14 protein-coding genes are annotated in these 17,062 nt (G+C 70.9%); 7 read left to right on the top strand and 7 right to left on the bottom strand.

What is annotated here, in order from left to right:
* Positions 1-140: 140 nt before the first annotated feature.
* From ACFXC1_RS43750 to ACFXC1_RS43730, 5 genes are read right to left on the bottom strand one after another with little or no spacing between them, the layout of a single operon-like run.
* On the bottom strand, positions 141-1,451 hold the full coding sequence (locus ACFXC1_RS43750) for a DUF58 domain-containing protein (protein ID WP_381254002.1): 1,311 nt from the start codon (positions 1,449-1,451) through the stop codon (positions 141-143).
* Positions 1,451-2,443 carry an AAA family ATPase gene (locus ACFXC1_RS43745; RefSeq protein WP_381253999.1) on the bottom strand — a complete coding sequence of 331 codons (993 nt, stop codon included), beginning with the start codon at positions 2,441-2,443 and terminating at the stop codon, positions 1,451-1,453. Before ACFXC1_RS43745 ends, ACFXC1_RS43750 begins: the two co-directional genes overlap by 1 nt.
* Entirely contained in the window at positions 2,440-3,633 is a 1,194-nt protein-coding gene (locus tag ACFXC1_RS43740; RefSeq protein ID WP_381253996.1) for a DUF4350 domain-containing protein, read from the bottom strand. Before ACFXC1_RS43740 ends, ACFXC1_RS43745 begins: the two co-directional genes overlap by 4 nt.
* Complete coding sequence (locus ACFXC1_RS43735; RefSeq protein ID WP_381253993.1) at positions 3,630-4,415, bottom strand: DUF4129 domain-containing protein; 786 nt, start codon at positions 4,413-4,415, stop codon at positions 3,630-3,632. Before ACFXC1_RS43735 ends, ACFXC1_RS43740 begins: the two co-directional genes overlap by 4 nt.
* Positions 4,416-4,419: 4 nt before the next feature.
* Positions 4,420-5,760 carry a hypothetical protein gene (locus tag ACFXC1_RS43730; RefSeq protein WP_381253990.1) on the bottom strand — a complete coding sequence of 447 codons (1,341 nt, stop codon included), beginning with the start codon at positions 5,758-5,760 and terminating at the stop codon, positions 4,420-4,422.
* A gap of 140 nt (positions 5,761-5,900) precedes the next feature.
* On the opposite strand from ACFXC1_RS43730, the gene mtnA reads away from it, so the two are divergent.
* The 7 genes from mtnA (at position 5,901) to ACFXC1_RS43695 (ending at position 14,985) form a co-directional block, all read left to right on the top strand.
* A complete protein-coding gene (gene mtnA / locus ACFXC1_RS43725) occupies positions 5,901-7,040 on the top strand; it encodes an S-methyl-5-thioribose-1-phosphate isomerase (protein WP_381253987.1) in 1,140 nt (379 codons plus the stop codon).
* Between the two features lie 8 nt (positions 7,041-7,048).
* Entirely contained in the window at positions 7,049-7,738 is a 690-nt protein-coding gene (gene mtrA, locus ACFXC1_RS43720; protein WP_187284748.1) for a two-component system response regulator MtrA, read from the top strand.
* Between the two features lies 1 nt (position 7,739).
* A complete protein-coding gene (gene mtrB, locus ACFXC1_RS43715) occupies positions 7,740-9,824 on the top strand; it encodes an MtrAB system histidine kinase MtrB (protein WP_381253983.1) in 2,085 nt (694 codons plus the stop codon).
* Positions 9,814-11,652 (top strand): LpqB family beta-propeller domain-containing protein, encoded by a 1,839-nt coding sequence (locus tag ACFXC1_RS43710; RefSeq protein WP_381253980.1) that lies wholly within the window; start codon positions 9,814-9,816, stop codon positions 11,650-11,652. Before mtrB ends, ACFXC1_RS43710 begins: the two co-directional genes overlap by 11 nt.
* 242 nt (positions 11,653-11,894) lie before the next feature.
* Complete coding sequence (locus tag ACFXC1_RS43705; RefSeq protein ID WP_381253977.1) at positions 11,895-13,031, top strand: ComF family protein; 1,137 nt, start codon at positions 11,895-11,897, stop codon at positions 13,029-13,031.
* Positions 13,032-13,343: 312 nt separating this feature from the next.
* Complete coding sequence (gene hpf, locus ACFXC1_RS43700; protein ID WP_019066020.1) at positions 13,344-14,036, top strand: ribosome hibernation-promoting factor, HPF/YfiA family; 693 nt, start codon at positions 13,344-13,346, stop codon at positions 14,034-14,036.
* Positions 14,037-14,241: 205 nt separating this feature from the next.
* Positions 14,242-14,985 (top strand): response regulator, encoded by a 744-nt coding sequence (locus ACFXC1_RS43695; RefSeq protein ID WP_026178126.1) that lies wholly within the window; start codon positions 14,242-14,244, stop codon positions 14,983-14,985.
* A gap of 15 nt (positions 14,986-15,000) precedes the next feature.
* Here ACFXC1_RS43695 and ACFXC1_RS43690 read toward each other — a convergent pair whose 3' ends face one another.
* Together ACFXC1_RS43690 and ACFXC1_RS43685 are read right to left on the bottom strand one after the other, a co-directional pair.
* The gene (locus ACFXC1_RS43690; RefSeq protein ID WP_381253973.1) at positions 15,001-16,176 is read right to left on the bottom strand and encodes a winged helix-turn-helix domain-containing protein; all 1,176 of its coding nucleotides are present in this window, start codon (positions 16,174-16,176) and stop codon (positions 15,001-15,003) included.
* Positions 16,177-16,234: 58 nt separating this feature from the next.
* Positions 16,235-16,804: a GNAT family N-acetyltransferase gene (locus tag ACFXC1_RS43685; RefSeq protein WP_381253970.1), complete on the bottom strand. Its 570-nt coding sequence runs from the start codon at positions 16,802-16,804 to the stop codon at positions 16,235-16,237.
* Between the last annotated feature and the right edge of the window lie 258 nt (positions 16,805-17,062).

Raw genomic sequence — 17,062 nt, 5'->3', positions numbered from 1 at the left:
ACTGCAGGGGGGACCCTGTGGGAGAGTAGGACGCCGCCGAACAAATATTGCGAAAACCCCTGTACCGTTTATTCGGTACAGGGGTTTTCTGCGTTCAAGGGGTCTTTGAAAGAGGTCTGCTGTGTAAGCAGACCCCCGTACTACAGACGTCCCGCAGCCTTGAGAGCCAGATACACGTCCGCCAATGCCGGTGCGAGGTCGTCCGGTGTCGCGTCGACGATGGTGACGCCATGGCGGCGAAGTTTTTCCGCAGTGCGGTCGCGTTCGGTCTGAGCGCGTGCCGCGGCTGCCGCCTCGTAGACCGCTTCCGTGGTTCCACGGGCCGTAGCCATGTTCGCGATGTGCGGATCTGCCACGGACGCCACCAGAACCGTATGGCGCTGGGTGAGTTGGGCGAGCACGGGAAGCAGGCCCTCTTCGACGGGGGCCGCGTCGAGGCTTGTCAGCAGGACGATCAGGGAGCGGCGGGGTGCCGTGCGGATCGCGGTGGCTGCCAGGCCTCGGGCGTCTGTTTCGACGAGTTCCGGTTCGAGGGTCGCCATCGCGTTGACCAGCGAAGGGAGTACGTCGCGCGCGGTGCGGCCCTGGACAAGGGCGCGGACCCGGCGGTCGTAGGCGAGAAGGTCCACGCGGTCGCCGGCGCGAGAGGCCAGGGCTGCCAGGAGCAGGGCGGCGTCCATGGAGGCGTCGAGGCGGGGGGCGTCGCCGACGCGGCCGGCCGAGGTGCGGCCGGTGTCGAGGACCAGGAGGATGTGGCGGTCGCGTTCCGGGCGCCAGGTGCGTACCGCGACCGTCGTCTGGCGGGCGGTGGCGCGCCAGTCGATGGAGCGGGTGTCGTCGCCGGGGACGTATTCGCGCAGGCTGTCGAACTCCGTTCCTTCGCCGCGGGTCAGCACGCTGGTGCGGCCGTCGAGTTCACGCAGGCGGGCGAGCTTCGACGGGAGGTGCTTGCGGCTGGTGAACGGGGGCAGGACGCGTACTGCCCAGGGGGCCATATGGGTGCCCTGGCGGGTGAGGAGGCCGAGGGGGCCGTAGGAACGGATGGTCACCCGGTCTGCCTGGCGGTCGCCTCGGCGGGTGGGGCGTAGACGGGTGGTGAGGCGGCGGCGTTCGCCGGGCGGGACCGTCAGGCGGTGGCGGGAGGCGGCGAATTCCGTGCCGGGGAGCCAGCTGCTGGGGGGCCAGGCGTCGCGGATGCGGGCTCGGAGCAGGCGGCGGGACGGGTTGGTGACGGTCAAGGTGACGTCGGCGGATTCGCCCAGGCGTACGGATGTGTCGCCGGAGCGGGCGAGGCTCAGGCGGCGCACGGGGGCGGCCAGGGCGAAGTCGCAGGCGCAGGCCACCGCCAGGGGGGCGTTGACCGCCAGGATGCCCGTCCAGCTGGGTTCCCAGATGCCTACGGGGAGGGAGCCCAGGGCTGCGAGGAGGGCGGCGCGGCCGGTGAGGGCCATCAGCGGGGGACCGGGACGTGGGCGAGGATCGCGTTGATGACGGAGTCCGCCGTCACGCCCTCCATCTCGGCCTCGGGGCGCAGCTGTACGCGGTGGCGGAGGGTGGGAAGTGCCAGGGCCTTCACGTCGTCGGGGATGACGTAGTCGCGGCCCGTGAGCCAGGCCCACGCGCGCGAGGTGGCGAGGAGGGCGGTGGCGCCGCGCGGGGACACGCCGAGGGCGAGGGACGGCGATTCGCGGGTGGCGCGGCAGATGTCGACTACGTAGGCGGTGATTTCGGGGGAGATCGTCGTCTTGGCGACCGCCGCGCGGGCTGCTTCGAGGTCGGCCGCGTTCGCTACGGGGCGCAGGCCGGCGGCATGCAGGTCGCGCGGGTTGAAGCCTTCGGCGTGGCGGGTGAGGACGTCGATCTCGTCCTGGCGGGAGGGGAGCGGGATCGTCAGTTTGACGAGGAAGCGGTCGAGTTGGGCCTCGGGGAGGGGGTACGTGCCCTCGTACTCGACGGGGTTCTGCGTCGCGGCGACCAAGAAGGGGTCGGGGAGGGGGCGCGGGGTGCCGTCGACCGTGACCTGGCGTTCCTCCATCGCTTCGAGGAGCGACGACTGGGTCTTCGGCGGGGTGCGGTTGATCTCGTCCGCGAGGAGGAGGTTGGTGAAGACCGGGCCGGGCTGGAAGCGGAACTCGGCGGAGCGGGTGTCGTAGACCAGAGAGCCGGTGACGTCGCTCGGCATCAGGTCAGGGGTGAACTGGATGCGCTTGGTGTCGAGTTCGAGCGCGGACGCGAGAGCGCGGACGAGCAACGTTTTGGCGACTCCGGGGACTCCTTCTAGTAGAACGTGTCCGCGGCAGAGGAGAGCGACGACGAGGCCGGTCACGGCGGGGTCCTGGCCGACCACGGCTTTGGCGATCTCGGCGCGCAGGGATTCGAGGGAGGCTCGGGCGGCGCCCGGATTCCCCGCAGGCCCGGCGTTGTCAGTGGTCGGGTCCATCATGGACGGCGTACCTCTCTTTCGAGGGCGTCGAGTTGGTCGGCGAGTGCGATGAGGGCCGCGTCGTCGCTGGGCGGCGGGCCGAAGAGGAGGGCGTGCAGGGTCTGTCCGTCGCCGTGGAGGTGGGCGGAGAGCGCGGGGAGCAGGGCCTCGGGCGTGTGCGCCTGGGAGACGGGGACGCCTACCAGGGGGGCGAGGCGAGTGCGGGTGGTGGAGCGCAGAGCGGTGGCCGCGCGGTCGCGGGCGTTGGCCTTGCGGTAGAGGCGGGCGCGGCCTTCGACGGTTTCGGAGGCGCGGATCGCCACGGGGAGTCTTTCGGGCACCAGGGGGCCGAGTCGGCGTGCCCGCCACAGGGCGGCCAGGGCTGCGGCGATGAACAGCTGCAGGGTGCCCCAGAGCCAGCCCGAGGGGAGCAGGTCGAAGAAGCTCTGGCTGCCGGAGTCGGTGGCCGAGGTGTCTGACAGCGAGGGGAGGTACCAGACCAGATGGGGGCGGGAGCCGAGGAGTTGGAGGGCGAGCGAGGCGTTGCCCTGCTTGTCGAGACGCTTGTTGAAGAGGATGTCGGGTGCGCCGATGACGACGGTGTCACCGCTCCCGGACGCGTCCGGGAGCCGCAGCAGGGTCGGTCGGCCGTCGCTGGGGTAGCACTCGTCGGCGTCGGTGGCCGTGGTCGTGTACCGGTAGTCGCCGGTTTCGGCGTCTCCCGCGCGCTGGGCGGCGGGCATCGAGCAGTCGGGGGAGAGCGGCGAGTCGAAGCTGGGCCCGGCGTCCACGGTGACCGTGGGGGCAAGCCGGTTCAGGGACGGGGCGCCGGGTGCGACGAGGACCGTACGGCTGCCGGAGTTCGCGAACGTCGCGTGCAGGCCGGTCTGTTGACGCTTGGTCAGCAGGTCCGGGACGGCGACCAGGAGGGTGGTGTCCGGGCCGGCCGCGGCGCGGGCCTGGGCCAGGGTCGAGACCACGCGCGTGGACACGCCCCGGTCGCCGAGGAGTTCGGCGACGGCGCGGCTGCCATAGGGGTCGGCGGAGCGCGGGTCGAGGTCGCCGTGCCGGGCGTCGGAGCGGATCGCGGCGATCGCGACGGCGGCTGCCATGAGGAGCACGAGCGCGAGGACGATACCCCGCGCGCGGGTCCACACCTGGCGGACGGTGGGCGAGGCCGAGGTGGCGGGAAGCGTCGCCTCCGTGGTCATTCGGCGGCCCCCTGGCTGGTCTGGTGGGCCGTGCTGTGGGCGCTGCTCGTGAGGACGGGCCTGGTCCGCTCCAGGACGCGGTCGAGTTCGGCGATGCGGCGGTACGACTGCTCGCTCGCGCCGCGTCCGCCGTACGTCACGTCGTCGAAGTGTCCTGCGGCGGCGCGCAGTTCGTCCGTGTGCGACGGGAGTGCGCGGCCGGCTTCGGCTACCGCCTCGTCGGCGGTGCGGCCGGGGCGGACGTCGAGCAGGGCGCGTTCCTCCAGGGAGCGGACGATGGCCCGCATGCGTTCCTGCACGGCGGGGTTCCAGTGTCCCTGGGCGGCGTGTGCCTCGGCGGCCGAGCGGTGTTCGGCGGCGCTTCGGGGGCGGTCGTCGAACAGGGCGGCGGTGGAGGCGGGTTCGCGGCGCGGGGTGCCGAGGCGCCACCACAGGGCGGCCACGACCGCGAGTACGACCAGGATGACGACGATGAGGCCGAGCGTTCCGCCGGGGGTCGCCTCCGATGCCCTGCTGAACAGTTTGTCGACCCAGCGTGAGATGGCGTCCAGGGCTCGTTGCGCCAGGCTGGGGTCGTTCTCGTGGTACATCTGCTTGGACAGTTCACGCCGGGCCGCCTCCCGCGCGGGGTCGCGCGGGATCGTCACCGGCGGCTCGTCACCCGAGAGGGCCGACGACCGTACGACTGTGCCGTGGGCGCGCAGCAGTGCCCTCGTGGCCGATTCGACAGTGTGCGGCAGCGCCGCGGGCACCGCTGTGAGAACTCCCCCCGCCAGGCTCACCGCATCAGCTCCCCGGGGTGGGGCCGGCGGCGGCGGTGCCGTAGTCCTGGACGCCGGCGGCACGGGCCAGGTCGAGGTCGAGGGCCTCGCGGCGGATGCGCTGGTCGATGTACAGGAGCACGGTGACGCCCGCCGTGATGGGGAACGAGATCATGCGGCCGATCACCGCGCCGAGACCGCTGATGATGAGGAACGTCCAGCCGACGTCACCGGTGCCGTTGACGAGGCCGCTGAGGCCGTCGCCGCTCAGCACTCCGGCGATGAAGGCGAACGGGATCACGAGGATGGACGACAGGATGCTCGCGATGATCTGGGCGAGCAGCTGGATGCCGAAGATCCGCCACCAGGAGCCGCGCACCAGTTTCGCGGAGCGGCTCATCGACCTCACGATGCTCTGCTTCTCCAGCATGAGCGCGGGCGAGGCCAGGGAGAAGCGGATCGCCAGCCAGAGGGTGACGACGCAGCCGGCGAGGCCGCCGATGACGGCGAGCGCGATGCCCCCGTCCTGGGATCCCGTGACGGCCACGATGATGCCGGGCACGGTGGGGATGCCGATCAGGGCGATGGCCATGAGGATCAGCAGGAAGATCAGACCGAACAGCTTGAGCACCTGCGGGCGGGCGTCACGCCAGGCTTCCGTGGCGGTGACCGGCTTGCCGAGGACCGCGCGGCTGGTGACGGCCGTGAGCAGGGCGGTGGCGATCACCGTGCCGATGAGGGCGACCAGGTAGACGACGCCGGTGCTGAGGAAGGCCTCGCTCATCGCGCGGGTGACTTCGGAGGCGCTGGCGTTGGGGTCGTCGAGGGCGTTGGTGCTGGTGAGGTCGCTGAAGGCGAAGCCCTGGACGAGGACGACGATGGTCTGCATGACGACCGCGACAGTGAGCGAGATGCCCAGGACCGTGCGCCAGTAGGTGCGCATGGTGGAGACGGCGCCGTCGAGGATCTCGCCGACGCCGAGCGGGCGGAGCGGGATCACACCGGGCTTGGCCGCGGGCGGCGGACCGCCCCAGCCGGCTCCCCAGCCGGGAACGCCGTAGCCGCCGGGCCCGCCGTATCCCCCGCCTCCGGGGCCCGCCGGACCGCCGGGGTGGCCTGCGCCCCATCCCGGACCGGGCGGTGGGGGCGGTGCCTGGCCCGGGCCCGGAGCGCCGGTGGGCGCGGACCACTGGGCGGGTGGCGGCTGCTCCTTGGACCACTGCGGGCCGGTGCCCGACGGGTCCGTGCCGGGCTGGTCCGCGGGCTGTGCGGAGCCGTCGGTCGGCTCGGCGGGACCGGAGGCGCCGGGCTCGGGCCCGTCGGGCGGGGCGGATCCGGGCGAGGCCCAGCCCGGAGTGTCGTTCATCGTCGCTCCTTCACGGTGCCCGTCCGCGGGCGCGGCGGCAGGTTGGCAGCCATCGTGCCATGGGGTGGTCGACCGGTGACCGGCCGCGGTATGGGCTGGACACCTTCAATTGTCCGCCGGATACGGGGCAGACTGACCGCATGGCTGATCAGTACGCGCAATCCGGCGAGGACGGCCGGCCGACCGAGATACCCGCGATCCGCTGGGACGAGCCCCCCGAGGGGCCCGTACTGGTTCTGCTCGACCAGACGAGACTGCCGGCCGAGGAGGTCGAGCTGGTGTGCACGGACGCCTCCGCGCTGGTGGACGCGATCCGCTCGCTTGCGGTGCGCGGGGCGCCGCTGCTCGGCATCGCGGGGGCGTACGGCGTCGCGCTCGCCGCCGCGCGGGGCTTCGACGTGGACGAGGCCGCGGTGGCGTTGGCGGGCGCCCGGCCGACCGCGGTGAACCTCTCCGTGGGCGTGCGCAGGGCGCAGGCCGCGCACCGGGACGCGGTGGCCAAGGGAGGTGGTCCCGAGCAGGCGGCCGGGGCCGCGCTGGCGGCGGCGCGGCGGTTGCACCGGGAGGATGCCGAGGCCAGCGCACGGATGGCCGCACACGGGCTGGCCCTGCTGGACGAGCTGCTGCCCGGCGGCGGGCACCGGATTCTGACCCACTGCAACACCGGTGCGCTGGTGTCGGGCGGTGAGGGCACGGCCTTCGCGGTGGCGCTCGCGGCGCACCGGGACGGGCGGCTGCGGCGGCTCTGGGTGGACGAAACGCGTCCGTTGCTGCAAGGTGCTCGCCTGACGGCTTATGAGGCGGCGCGCAACGGTATGGCGTACACCTTGCTCACGGACAACGCAGCGGGCTCCTTGTTCGCGGCCGGGGAGGTGGATGCGGTGCTGATCGGGGCTGACCGGATCGCCGCCGACGGTTCGGTGGCGAACAAGGTGGGGAGCTATCCGCTCGCCGTGCTCGCCCGGTACCACCATGTGCCGTTCATCGTGGTGGCGCCGGTGACGACGGTGGATATGGACACGCCGGACGGGGCGTCCATCGAGGTGGAGCAGCGCCCCGGATTCGAAGTGACGGAGATCACGTCACCCCAAGTGACGGTGTCGGGAGCGGGAGGCGGGATTCCGGTGGCACCCCTGGGGACCCAGGCGTACAACCCGGCGTTCGACGTGACGCCTCCCGAGCTGGTGACGGCGATCGTCACCGAAGAAGGCGCTGTTTCGCCTGTGACGGCGGAGGCGCTGGCAGAGCTGTGTGACAGGTCACGACAGGTAACGATTTAGTTAATGGGATGATGTCGTTTATGAAGGGACGAGTCCTTGTCGTCGATGACGACACCGCACTGGCCGAGATGCTCGGCATTGTGTTGCGTGGTGAAGGTTTTGAGCCGTCTTTCGTAGCCGACGGCGACAAGGCGCTGGCCGCTTTCCGTGAGAGCAAGCCCGACCTGGTGCTCCTGGACCTGATGCTGCCCGGACGGGACGGTATCGAGGTGTGCCGCCTGATCAGGGCGGAGTCCGGGGTGCCGATCGTGATGCTCACGGCGAAGAGCGACACCGTCGATGTCGTGGTGGGCCTGGAGTCCGGCGCCGACGACTACATCGTTAAGCCGTTCAAGCCGAAGGAGCTGGTCGCCCGGATCCGGGCGCGGCTGCGGAGGTCCGAGGAGCCGGCGCCCGAGCAGCTCGCCATAGGCGATCTGGTCATCGACGTCGCAGGTCACTCCGTGAAGCGGGACGGGCAGTCGATCGCGCTGACGCCGCTGGAGTTCGACCTGCTGGTCGCGCTGGCCCGTAAACCGTGGCAGGTGTTCACACGTGAGGTGCTCCTGGAGCAGGTCTGGGGCTACCGCCATGCGGCGGACACCCGTCTGGTCAACGTGCATGTCCAGCGGCTGCGTTCCAAGGTCGAGAAGGACCCGGAGCGGCCGGAGATCGTGGTGACCGTCCGCGGCGTCGGTTACAAGGCTGGACCGAGCTGACATGTCCAGGGACAGTGCCGCTTCGGCACCCGGGGGGACCGGGGCCCGCGCGGGGCGGCCTGTCGGCCGGACGGCGGCGGGCTCCCGCTGGGCACGCCTGCTGGAGGGCGGGCTGCTGCAGGGCGGGGTCCAGGGCAGTCCGGTCCTCCGCCTGTTCATGCGCTGGGTGCGCCGGCCGCTGCTGCCGGTCATGCGGCTGTGGCGGCGCAACATCCAGCTCAAGGTCGTCGTCACCACCCTGCTGATGTCGATGGGCGTCGTCCTGCTGCTGGGCTTCGTCGTCATCGGCCAGGTGCGCAACGGCCTGCTGGACGCCAAGGTGAAGGCCTCGCAGAGCCAGGCCACGGGTGGGTTCGCCGTGGCCAAGCAGCGCGCCGACGAGGCGGCCAGCGGGACCGCGGACGACGGCTCCGCGACCGACGGCAACTCCTCGCAGAACGTCATCTCATGGATGAGTGACCTGGTGTCGTCGCTGTCCAGTGGCGGTCAGGGTGCCTTCGACGTGGTGACGCTGCCGGCGGGCGCGGACAGCGGTGGCGGACGCAGTCCGCGTGGTTCCGGGTACGTCGACCCGTCCGCGAGCGTCCCCGAGGACCTGCGCGCGCGGATCAACGGCAGTACGGCGGCGGCCCAGAGCTACACCCGGATCATCTACAGCAACGGCAAGGAGTCCCAGCCCGCGCTGGTCGTCGGCAAGCAGGTCAACGACCCGAACAACAACCCGTACCAGCTGTACTACCTCTTCCCGCTCACCCAGGAGGAGAAGTCGCTCAGTCTGGTCAAGGGGACGCTGGCGACGGCCGGGCTCTTCGTCGTCGTACTCCTCGGGGCCATCGCCTGGCTCGTGGTGCGGCAGGTCGTCACGCCGGTGCGGATGGCCGCCGGAATCGCCGAGCGGCTGTCCGCAGGGCGCCTCCAGGAGCGGATGAAGGTCACCGGTGAGGACGACATCGCGCGGCTCGGCGAGGCCTTCAACAAGATGGCGCAGAACCTCCAGCTGAAGATCCAGCAGCTGGAGGACCTGTCGCGGATGCAGCGCCGGTTCGTGTCCGACGTGTCGCACGAACTGCGGACGCCGCTGACGACCGTACGCATGGCGGCCGATGTCATCCATGACGCGCGCGTGGACTTCGATCCGATGACCGCGCGGTCGGCCGAACTGCTCGCCGACCAGCTGGACCGGTTCGAGACGCTGCTCGCCGACCTGCTGGAGATCAGCCGCTTCGACGCGGGAGCGGCGGCCCTGGAGGCCGAGGCGATAGACCTCAGGGAGGTCGTACGGCGGGTCATCAGCGGGGCCGCGCCGCTCGCCGAGCGCAAGGGCACGCAGATACGCGTCGTCGGCGACCAGCAGCCCGTGGTCGCCGAGGCCGATGCCCGGCGGGTGGAGCGGGTGCTGCGCAATCTCGTCGTCAACGCCGTGGAGCACGGCGAGGGCAAGGACGTCATAGTCAAGCTCGCCACGGCGGGCGGGGCGGTCGCCATCGCGGTGCGCGACTACGGGGTGGGGCTCAAGCCAGGCGAGGCGACCCGCGTGTTCAGCCGCTTCTGGCGGGCGGACCCGGCACGCGCGCGTACCACTGGTGGTACGGGTCTGGGGCTGTCCATCGCCCTGGAGGACGCCCGGCTGCACGGCGGCTGGCTGCAGGCGTGGGGTGAGCCGGGCGGCGGTTCGCAGTTCCGGCTGACGCTGCCGAGGACCGCCGACGAACCGCTGCGGGGCTCGCCGATACCCCTGGAGCCCAAGGACTCACGCCGTAATCGTGGACTCAATGACGCCGGTCTGCCGAGCGGGGGCGGCGACAAGCGCGCGACGGTCCCGGTGCAGCCGATGGGCGACCAGGGACCGCCGATACCCGCGCGGACCCCGATCGCCCCGAGGCTGACCGCCACGACCGCGACAGCGGACCCGACGGCGCTGCCCGGCAACGGCGCGCGTGTGGTGCCCCGGCCGACCGGCGGCACACGGCGCCAGGAGGACCGGCCGACCGCGGACGCGTCGCGGAGCGACACCGCGCGCGGTACGGACCCGGGCGTCGTCCCGGATGAATCGAACAAGCAGGGGGAGGCATCTCGTGGGCGCTGACCGCGAGGGGGGCGCCCGGCGAAAGCCGGCACGCGCGGCGGCGTACGCCGTGTGTGGCGTCGTAGTGCTGGCGGGATGTGCCTCGATGCCGGACAGCGGGGACCTCCGGGGTGTCGAGTCGACGCCGCGGCAGGACACCCAGGTGCGGGTCTTCGCGATGCCCCCCCGGGAGGACGCGACGCAGGCGGAGATCGTGCAGGGCTTCCTGGAGGCGCTGACCAGCGACGATCCGAACTACAAGACGGCACGCCTGTACCTGACCGCCAAGGCGGCGCGGAGCTGGCAGCCGGAGGCGTCCACCACAGTGCTCGCCGACGGGCCGAGCACGGAGGTCGTCCATCCCCCGGGCGGCCGGGAGGACAGCGACGCCTTCACGTACGCACTGAGCGGTGACCGGGTCGCCACGGTGGACTCGCAGCAGGCGTACGCGCCGGCGGACGGGCGGTACAGCCAGCGGGTGCACCTGGTGAAGGACGCGAAGAGCGGGCAGTGGCGCATCGACGGGCTGCCCCAGGGTGTCGTCATGGGCAGCTCGGACTTCCAGCGCAACTACATGTCGGTCAACAAGTACTACTTCGCGTCGAACACGACGGCCGGGACGACCTCGCAGCCGGTCGCCGTGGCGGACCCCGTGTTCGTACGGCGGCGGGTGGACCCGATGACACAGATGGTGCGGTCGCTCCTCGACGGGCCCACCAGCTGGCTCGGGCCCGTTGTCAGGTCGAGCTTCCCCACTGGGACGGCCCTGCGCAAGGGGGTGACCTCGCTGACTCCCGACGACCAGAACAAGCTGACGGTCCCGTTGAACCAGAAGGCATCGCGGGTGGGGCTGGCCCGGTGCAACGAGATGGCGACCCAGATCCTCTACACGCTGCAGACCATTACCCCCACGGTGGACGAGGTCGAGCTGCAGGCCGCCAACGGCGCACAGTTGTGCGTGTACTCCGAGAACAGCGCGGAGTCCCTCGTGACACGCGGCCCCGTGAACCACCCCGTGTACCTGTACTTCCTCGACGACAAGCACCGGGTGGTGCGGATACCCGGTGGCAGCAGGGGCACGCACACCGAGGCGGTGCCGGGTCCGCTGGGCGAGGGCACCAAGCCGCTGGAGTCGGTGGCGGTGTCGCGCGACGAGGAGAGAGCGGCCGGGGTCAGTCTCGACGGGAAGTCGCTCTACGTCGGATCGATGGTCTCGGGCGCGTCGCTCGGGGACCCCGTGCTGACCAGCCAGGGCAAGACGGCGGACGACCGGCTGACGGCTCCCAGCTGGGATGTGCAGGGCGACCTGTGGGTGGCCGACCGGGATCCGAAGAACCCCCGGCTGCTCCTGCTGCAGAGTGGCGCAGGCCAGCCGATCGCGGTCGACACCCTGGGGCTGGACGGCCGGATCGAGTCGGTTCGGGTGGCGGCCGACGGGGTGCGGATCGCGCTCGTCGTGGAGAAGGACGGCAAGCGGTCCCTGCAGATCGGGCGGATCCAGCGGAGCGGCGCGACCGGGGAGCAGCCGGTGGTCTCGGTCCTCGAACTGCGGTCCGCGACCCCGGACCTGGAGGAGATCACGGCCATGTCGTGGGCCGGGGACAGCCGGCTCGTGGTGGTCGGGCGCGCGAAGGGCGGCGTGCAGCAGATGCGGTACGTCCAGGTCGACGGCTCCACTCCGGAAGGCCCGGCACCCACGGCGCTGACCGGCGTGAAGGAGATCGCCGCGTCCGAGGACGAGAAGCTGCCGTTGGTGGCCTTCTCGGAGGACGGGATCGTACGGCTGCCCACCGGTGCGCAGTGGCAGAAGGTGGTCAAGGCGGGGTCGGCGCCGGTTTACCCGGGGTGAGGGCGATCGTTGGTCCAACTGGGTTGATGTGCTTGCCAGTTGACCTGGGGTGAAGCAGTGAGGAGCGGCCGTTTCCGGTCGGGCTGAGGCTCGGCGGGAGACGGCCGTTCGCGCGTTCCGGGCGGAGTGGCACTCGTGTGGGGGACGGCTGTCGGCGGTTGCGCGGAGTTGTCCACAGACAGGCGGCCGCCGGTTGTCCACAGGGGTGGCCGGTCGGCGAGGGCCTTGGCACAGTGGTGGCCATGCGGGGCTGGTGGCGGGACCTCACGGATCTGGTGCTGCCGGCCGAGTGCGGAGGCTGCGGGACGCCTCGCACGGTGCTCTGCCCAGAGTGCCGTGCCGCCCTGAGCGGGGCCGTACCGAGCCGGGTGCGACCGGTGCCCGAGCCGTCCGGGCTGCCGGCGACGTATGCGGCGGCTCCCTATGCGGACGAGGTGCGCGCGATGCTCCTCGCCCACAAGGAACGGGGCTCACTGGCCCTCGCGGGGCCACTGGGCGCGGCTCTCGCGGGCGCTGTGCGGGCGGGGCTCCGGGAGTGCCGGGTGCGGGGTCGTGGTGCGGTGACGCGGCAGGACGGGGGGTTGGCGGGGCAGCGCGGGAGTTCGGCCGGGTGGGGTGGAGGCGCGGCAGGGTTGGACGGGGACTGGGTGCCGGGACTGGGTGAGCTGAGGGAGGAGGGGGATCAGGGCGGCGAAGGCGAACGGGGCGACTGGGCCGAGGGCTCGGCAGCGGAGGCGCGGCAGGCGCTCGCGGGAGCACGGCGAGCGCACCCGGGGCGACAGGGGCCGGTCGTAGGCGACGCTCCGTTCCGGGGGAGCGGTGCCGAGACACCGGTGTTGCTGGTACCCGTGCCCTCCGCGCGCGGCGTGGTGCGTGCTCGTGGGCATGACCCGGCGCGGCGGATCGCCCTCGCGGCGGCGGGGGAGTTGCGGCGGAGCGGGACGCCGGCTCGGGTGGTGGCCGTGCTGCGGCAGCGGCGGTGGGTGGCCGACCAGTCGGGGCTCAACTCCCGGCAGCGGCTGGACAATCTCGCCGGCGCCCTGGAGGTGGTCGCGGGTGGTGCCCGGTTGCTGGTCGGCGGTCCGGTCGTGCTCGTGGACGACCTGATGACGACGGGGGCCTCGTTGCGGGAGGCGGCGCGTGCCGTGCGTACGGCGATCACCTGCGATGGGCCGGAAGGGGCAGTTGGAGCGACTAGGGCTGTGTACGCGGGTGTGTCCCGGGAAGGCAGAGGGGAACAGATGCAGACAGCAAAGGAGAAGGCGAGACAGATGGCACTCAGTGCACGGGGAATCGTGGGTGTGAACAGCCCCGGTGACCTGATCTGCGCAGCCGTGATCGCGGCGTCGCCAGATTCCTTCGAAATAAACTGGAACTGACTGCAAACTTGCGTCGTTGCAGGTAACGACAGGACCAATTCACCTGAACGGAGGTACGCGGCAGTAGAGGGTGACGACATCCGTCCGGGCGAGATATGTTCGGTTGTGAGAGAAAGGCGCAGGCCGCACCTCTCCTATCCGAATGCCGTGCTGCGGGTTTTCTGCAATCACCGTGGCCATGGGGTGGAGATCTTGCCCATGGGGGAGGAGGAGGTGGAAGTCACCGAGTCCGAGGTTCCGGGGTGACCGGAGCCTGGTGCAAAAGGGAGACGCTCCGCAGCGAAGCGGAGTGATCCGGGAACGGAGTTCTGCGTGGACATCGTCGTCAAGGGCCGCAAGACCGAGGTGCCCGAGCGGTTCCGCAAGCACGTGGCCGAGAAGCTGAAGCTGGAGAAGATCCAGAAGCTCGACGGCAAGGTGATCAGCCTCGACGTCGAGGTGTCCAAGGAGCCCAACCCCCGACAGGCCGACCGTTGCGACCGGGTGGAGATCACGCTCCGCTCCCGCGGTCCGGTGATCCGGGCGGAGGCATCGGCCAACGATCCGTACGCTGCGCTCGACCTCGCGGCGGAGAAGCTGGATGCCCGGCTGCGCAAGCAGCACGACAAGCGTCACACGCGCCGCGGCGCCCGTCGGCTCACGGCCGCCGAGGTCCCCGACCACGTCCCGGGCGCGGCGACGCTCAACGGCAACGGCCACGCCGCCCCCGACGAGCAGTCGGACGGTGTGCCCACCAAGAAGATCGGCTCGCTGGAAGTGAAGGGCGAAGGCCCTCTCATCGTCCGCGAGAAGACCCACGTCGCCTCTCCGATGTCTCTCGACCAGGCCCTCTACGAGATGGAACTGGTCGGACACGACTTCTACCTGTTCGTCGACTCCGAGACCAAGGAGCCGAGTGTCGTCTACCGGCGGCACGCCTACGACTACGGCGTCATCCACCTCAGCACGGACCCGATGGTCACCCAGGCGCAACCGCCCGCGGCGGGCGGCACGTTGGGCGGCTGACCCACCCGGCGACAGCTGAGCCGGTGCCCCTGGAGCGTGTGTGCGCCCCCAGGGGCACCGGTGTGCGACCACTTCGCGCCCCGCTCCGTGACCGCACTGTCGTCCGGGCATGGAATCATGGCCGCACAGGGCCCAACCGGTGGGCCGCTGCCTTGGGTTGGCGATGGCGCAGGACCACAGGCCACAGCCTTCAGGGGGAGGAACGATGGCGGACAGCTTCGGACCGATGCATGTCGAGGATGCCGATGGCGTCGTCGCCATGGGCCCGGAAGCGGGCTCGACACGCAAGGAGCCGATCAGAGTCCTTGTCGTGGACGACCACGCCCTCTTCCGCCGCGGCCTGGAGATCGTGCTGGCGGCCGAGGAGGACATCCAGGTCGTCGGCGAGGCGGGCGACGGCGCCGAGGCGGTGGACAAGGCCGCGGACCTGCTGCCGGACATCGTGCTGATGGACGTACGGATGCCGAAGCGGGGCGGGATCGAGGCGTGCACCTCCATCAAGGAGGTGGCACCCAGCGCGAAGATCATCATGCTGACGATCAGCGACGAAGAGGCCGATCTCTACGATGCGATCAAGGCGGGCGCGACGGGATATCTCCTCAAGGAGATCTCGACCGACGAGGTGGCCACCGCCATTCGCGCCGTGGCCGACGGACAGTCGCAGATCAGCCCCTCCATGGCGTCGAAGCTGCTCACCGAGTTCAAGTCGATGATCCAGCGCACCGACGAGCGCCGACTGGTGCCCGCGCCGCGGCTCACCGACCGTGAGCTGGAGGTTCTCAAACTCGTCGCCACCGGTATGAACAACCGCGATATCGCCAAGCAGTTGTTCATCTCCGAGAACACCGTGAAGAACCATGTGCGCAACATCCTGGAGAAGCTGCAGCTGCACTCCAGGATGGAGGCCGTCGTCTACGCGATGCGGGAGAAGATCCTCGAAATCCGGTGACAGATCCGGTGACGCTCAGGCCAGCAGGCGCGTGAGTTCACCGGTGAGGGGTGCGCGGAGTTCGGGGGCGTCGACCCGCTCCACGCGTACGTCCGTGCAGTCCACCCAGCTCGCGGCCTCGACCAGGGCCTGCGCCACGGACGGCACGGCCTTCGCGCCGTCAAGGGTGACCTGCTTGGCCACCAGGGTGCGGCCCTCCCGCGCCGGGTCGACGCGGCCGACCAACTGGCCGCCGGCGAGGACCGGCATCGCGAAGTAGCCGTGGATCCGCTTCGGTTTGGGGACGTAGGCCTCGAGGCGGTGGGTGAAGCCGAAGATCCGCTCCGTGCGCGCCCTCTCCCAGATCAGGGAGTCGAACGGGGACAGGAGTGTGGTGCGGTGCCGACCGCGCGGGGCCGTCTCCAGGGCGGCCGGGTCGGCCCAGGCCGGCTTGCCCCAGCCCTCCACCGTGACCGGGACCAGGCCAGAGTCGGCGATCACCGCGTCGACCTGCTCGCCCTTGAGGCGGTGGTAGTCGGCGATGTCCGCGCGCGTGCCGACGCCCAGTGACTGGCCCGCCAGCCGGACCAGACGACGTAGGCACTCGGTGTCATCCAGCTCGTCGTGCAGCAGCGGCTCCGGGATCGCGCGCTCGGCGAGGTCGTACACCCGCTTCCAGCCGCGGCGCTCCACGCACACCACCTCGCCGTACATGAGCGCGCGCTCCACGGCGACCTTGGCGCCGGACCAGTCCCACCACTCGCTGGTGCGCTTGGCGCCGCCCAACTCCGTTGAGGTGAGGGGGCCTTCGGTGCGGAGCTGCTTGATGACCTGGTCGTAGGTGCCGTCCGGGAGGTCGTGGTTCCAGTGCGGCCGGCCGCGGTAGGCGCGGCGGCGGAACGCGAAGTGGGGCCACTCCTCGACGGGGAGGATGCAGGCCGCGTGGGACCAGTACTCGAAGGCGTGCGTCTGGGTCCAGTACGCGTCCTCGACCGTCTTGCGGGGGACGGCGCCGAGGCGGGCGTACGGGATGAGTTCGTGGGAGCGGGCGAGGACCGAGATGGTGTCGAGCTGGACCGCGCCGAGGTGGCGGAGCACGCCGCGCACGCCCGCGCGGCGGTCGGGGGCGCCGAGGAAACCCTGTGCGCGCAGGGCGATGCGGCGGGCGTCGGCTGCCGACAGGTCGGTCGTGGGGCGCGGGGCACTCGTCATGTCTCTGCACGATAGAGGGTGCCACTGACAACGTGGGCTGAGCTGGGGATTCGCCTCGCTACGGCTGGGCGGGCAGGTACGGCGCGGTCGAGGGCAGGCCCAGGTCCGACGGGAGCAGGGAGGCGACCCAGCAGTCCCGTCGTACGCCCTTGTTGTTGATCGCGGAGCGGAGTGTGCCCTCGATGGTGAAACCGGCGTGCTCGGCGACCGCACGGGAGCCCTTGTTGCCGACCTCCGCGCGCCATTCCACGCGGTCGATCGACAGCCGGGTGAAGGCCCAGCGGGAGACGGCGACGGTGGCCTCCGTGATGTAGCCGTTGCCGCGGTACTCCTTCGTGGCCCAGAAGCCGACCTCGCCGACGCCCAGGGAGCGCATCGTGATGCCGAGCATGCCGACGAGGTCCCCTTCGGGGAGAAAGACACCGAAGGTGAACATCGAGCAGTTCGCCCACCCCTCGGGGACCAGCTGTTCGGTGAAACTCCGCGCGTGTTCCAGGAGATAGGGCGAGGGGATCGTCGTCCAGCGCTGGATCTCGGGGTCCTGGGCCGCGGAATACACGACATCGGTGTCCTGCGGGCCGACACTGCGCAGGAGGAGGCGGTCGGTGGTGAGGGTGACGGGTTCCATCGGCCGATTCTGCTCGGGGACGCACAAGGACGCCATGCTTTTGCGCTGCGTGAGCGGGCGATCACATTTCGCGCAATTCCTCGGAACGACGCGGCACCATCGGCGACTCCCGGCCGTTGTCCCCTTTGAAGCGTTTTTGAAGTAGTGGACGGTCGGCGTCCCCGGCAGGCTCCCGGCGTGGCGGGGTCCTCGCATACGATGGCCGTTGCTCAGCCATGTCATTGGAAACCGACCGTCCCAGGCCCGACCGGCAAGGAG

Source organism: Streptomyces hokutonensis (assembly GCF_042751305.1).
GTDB classification, from domain to species: Bacteria; Actinomycetota; Actinomycetes; order Streptomycetales; family Streptomycetaceae; genus Streptomyces; species Streptomyces hokutonensis_A.
This window is presented reverse-complemented; position numbering and strand designations above follow the sequence as displayed.

Coding starts and splice junctions, on each gene's coding strand:
- ACFXC1_RS43750 (WP_381254002.1), bottom strand. CDS start 1,451: ATGGCCCTCACCGGCCGCGCCGCCCTCCTCGCAGCCCTGGGCTCCCTC.
- ACFXC1_RS43705 (WP_381253977.1), top strand. CDS start 11,895: ATGCGGGGCTGGTGGCGGGACCTCACGGATCTGGTGCTGCCGGCCGAG.
- mtrA (WP_187284748.1), top strand. CDS start 7,049: ATGATGTCGTTTATGAAGGGACGAGTCCTTGTCGTCGATGACGACACC.
- ACFXC1_RS43690 (WP_381253973.1), bottom strand. CDS start 16,176: ATGACGAGTGCCCCGCGCCCCACGACCGACCTGTCGGCAGCCGACGCC.
- mtrB (WP_381253983.1), top strand. CDS start 7,740: ATGTCCAGGGACAGTGCCGCTTCGGCACCCGGGGGGACCGGGGCCCGC.
- mtnA (WP_381253987.1), top strand. CDS start 5,901: ATGGCTGATCAGTACGCGCAATCCGGCGAGGACGGCCGGCCGACCGAG.
- ACFXC1_RS43685 (WP_381253970.1), bottom strand. CDS start 16,804: ATGGAACCCGTCACCCTCACCACCGACCGCCTCCTCCTGCGCAGTGTC.
- ACFXC1_RS43730 (WP_381253990.1), bottom strand. CDS start 5,760: ATGAACGACACTCCGGGCTGGGCCTCGCCCGGATCCGCCCCGCCCGAC.
- ACFXC1_RS43695 (WP_026178126.1), top strand. CDS start 14,242: ATGGCGGACAGCTTCGGACCGATGCATGTCGAGGATGCCGATGGCGTC.
- ACFXC1_RS43740 (WP_381253996.1), bottom strand. CDS start 3,633: ATGACCACGGAGGCGACGCTTCCCGCCACCTCGGCCTCGCCCACCGTC.
- ACFXC1_RS43745 (WP_381253999.1), bottom strand. CDS start 2,443: ATGATGGACCCGACCACTGACAACGCCGGGCCTGCGGGGAATCCGGGC.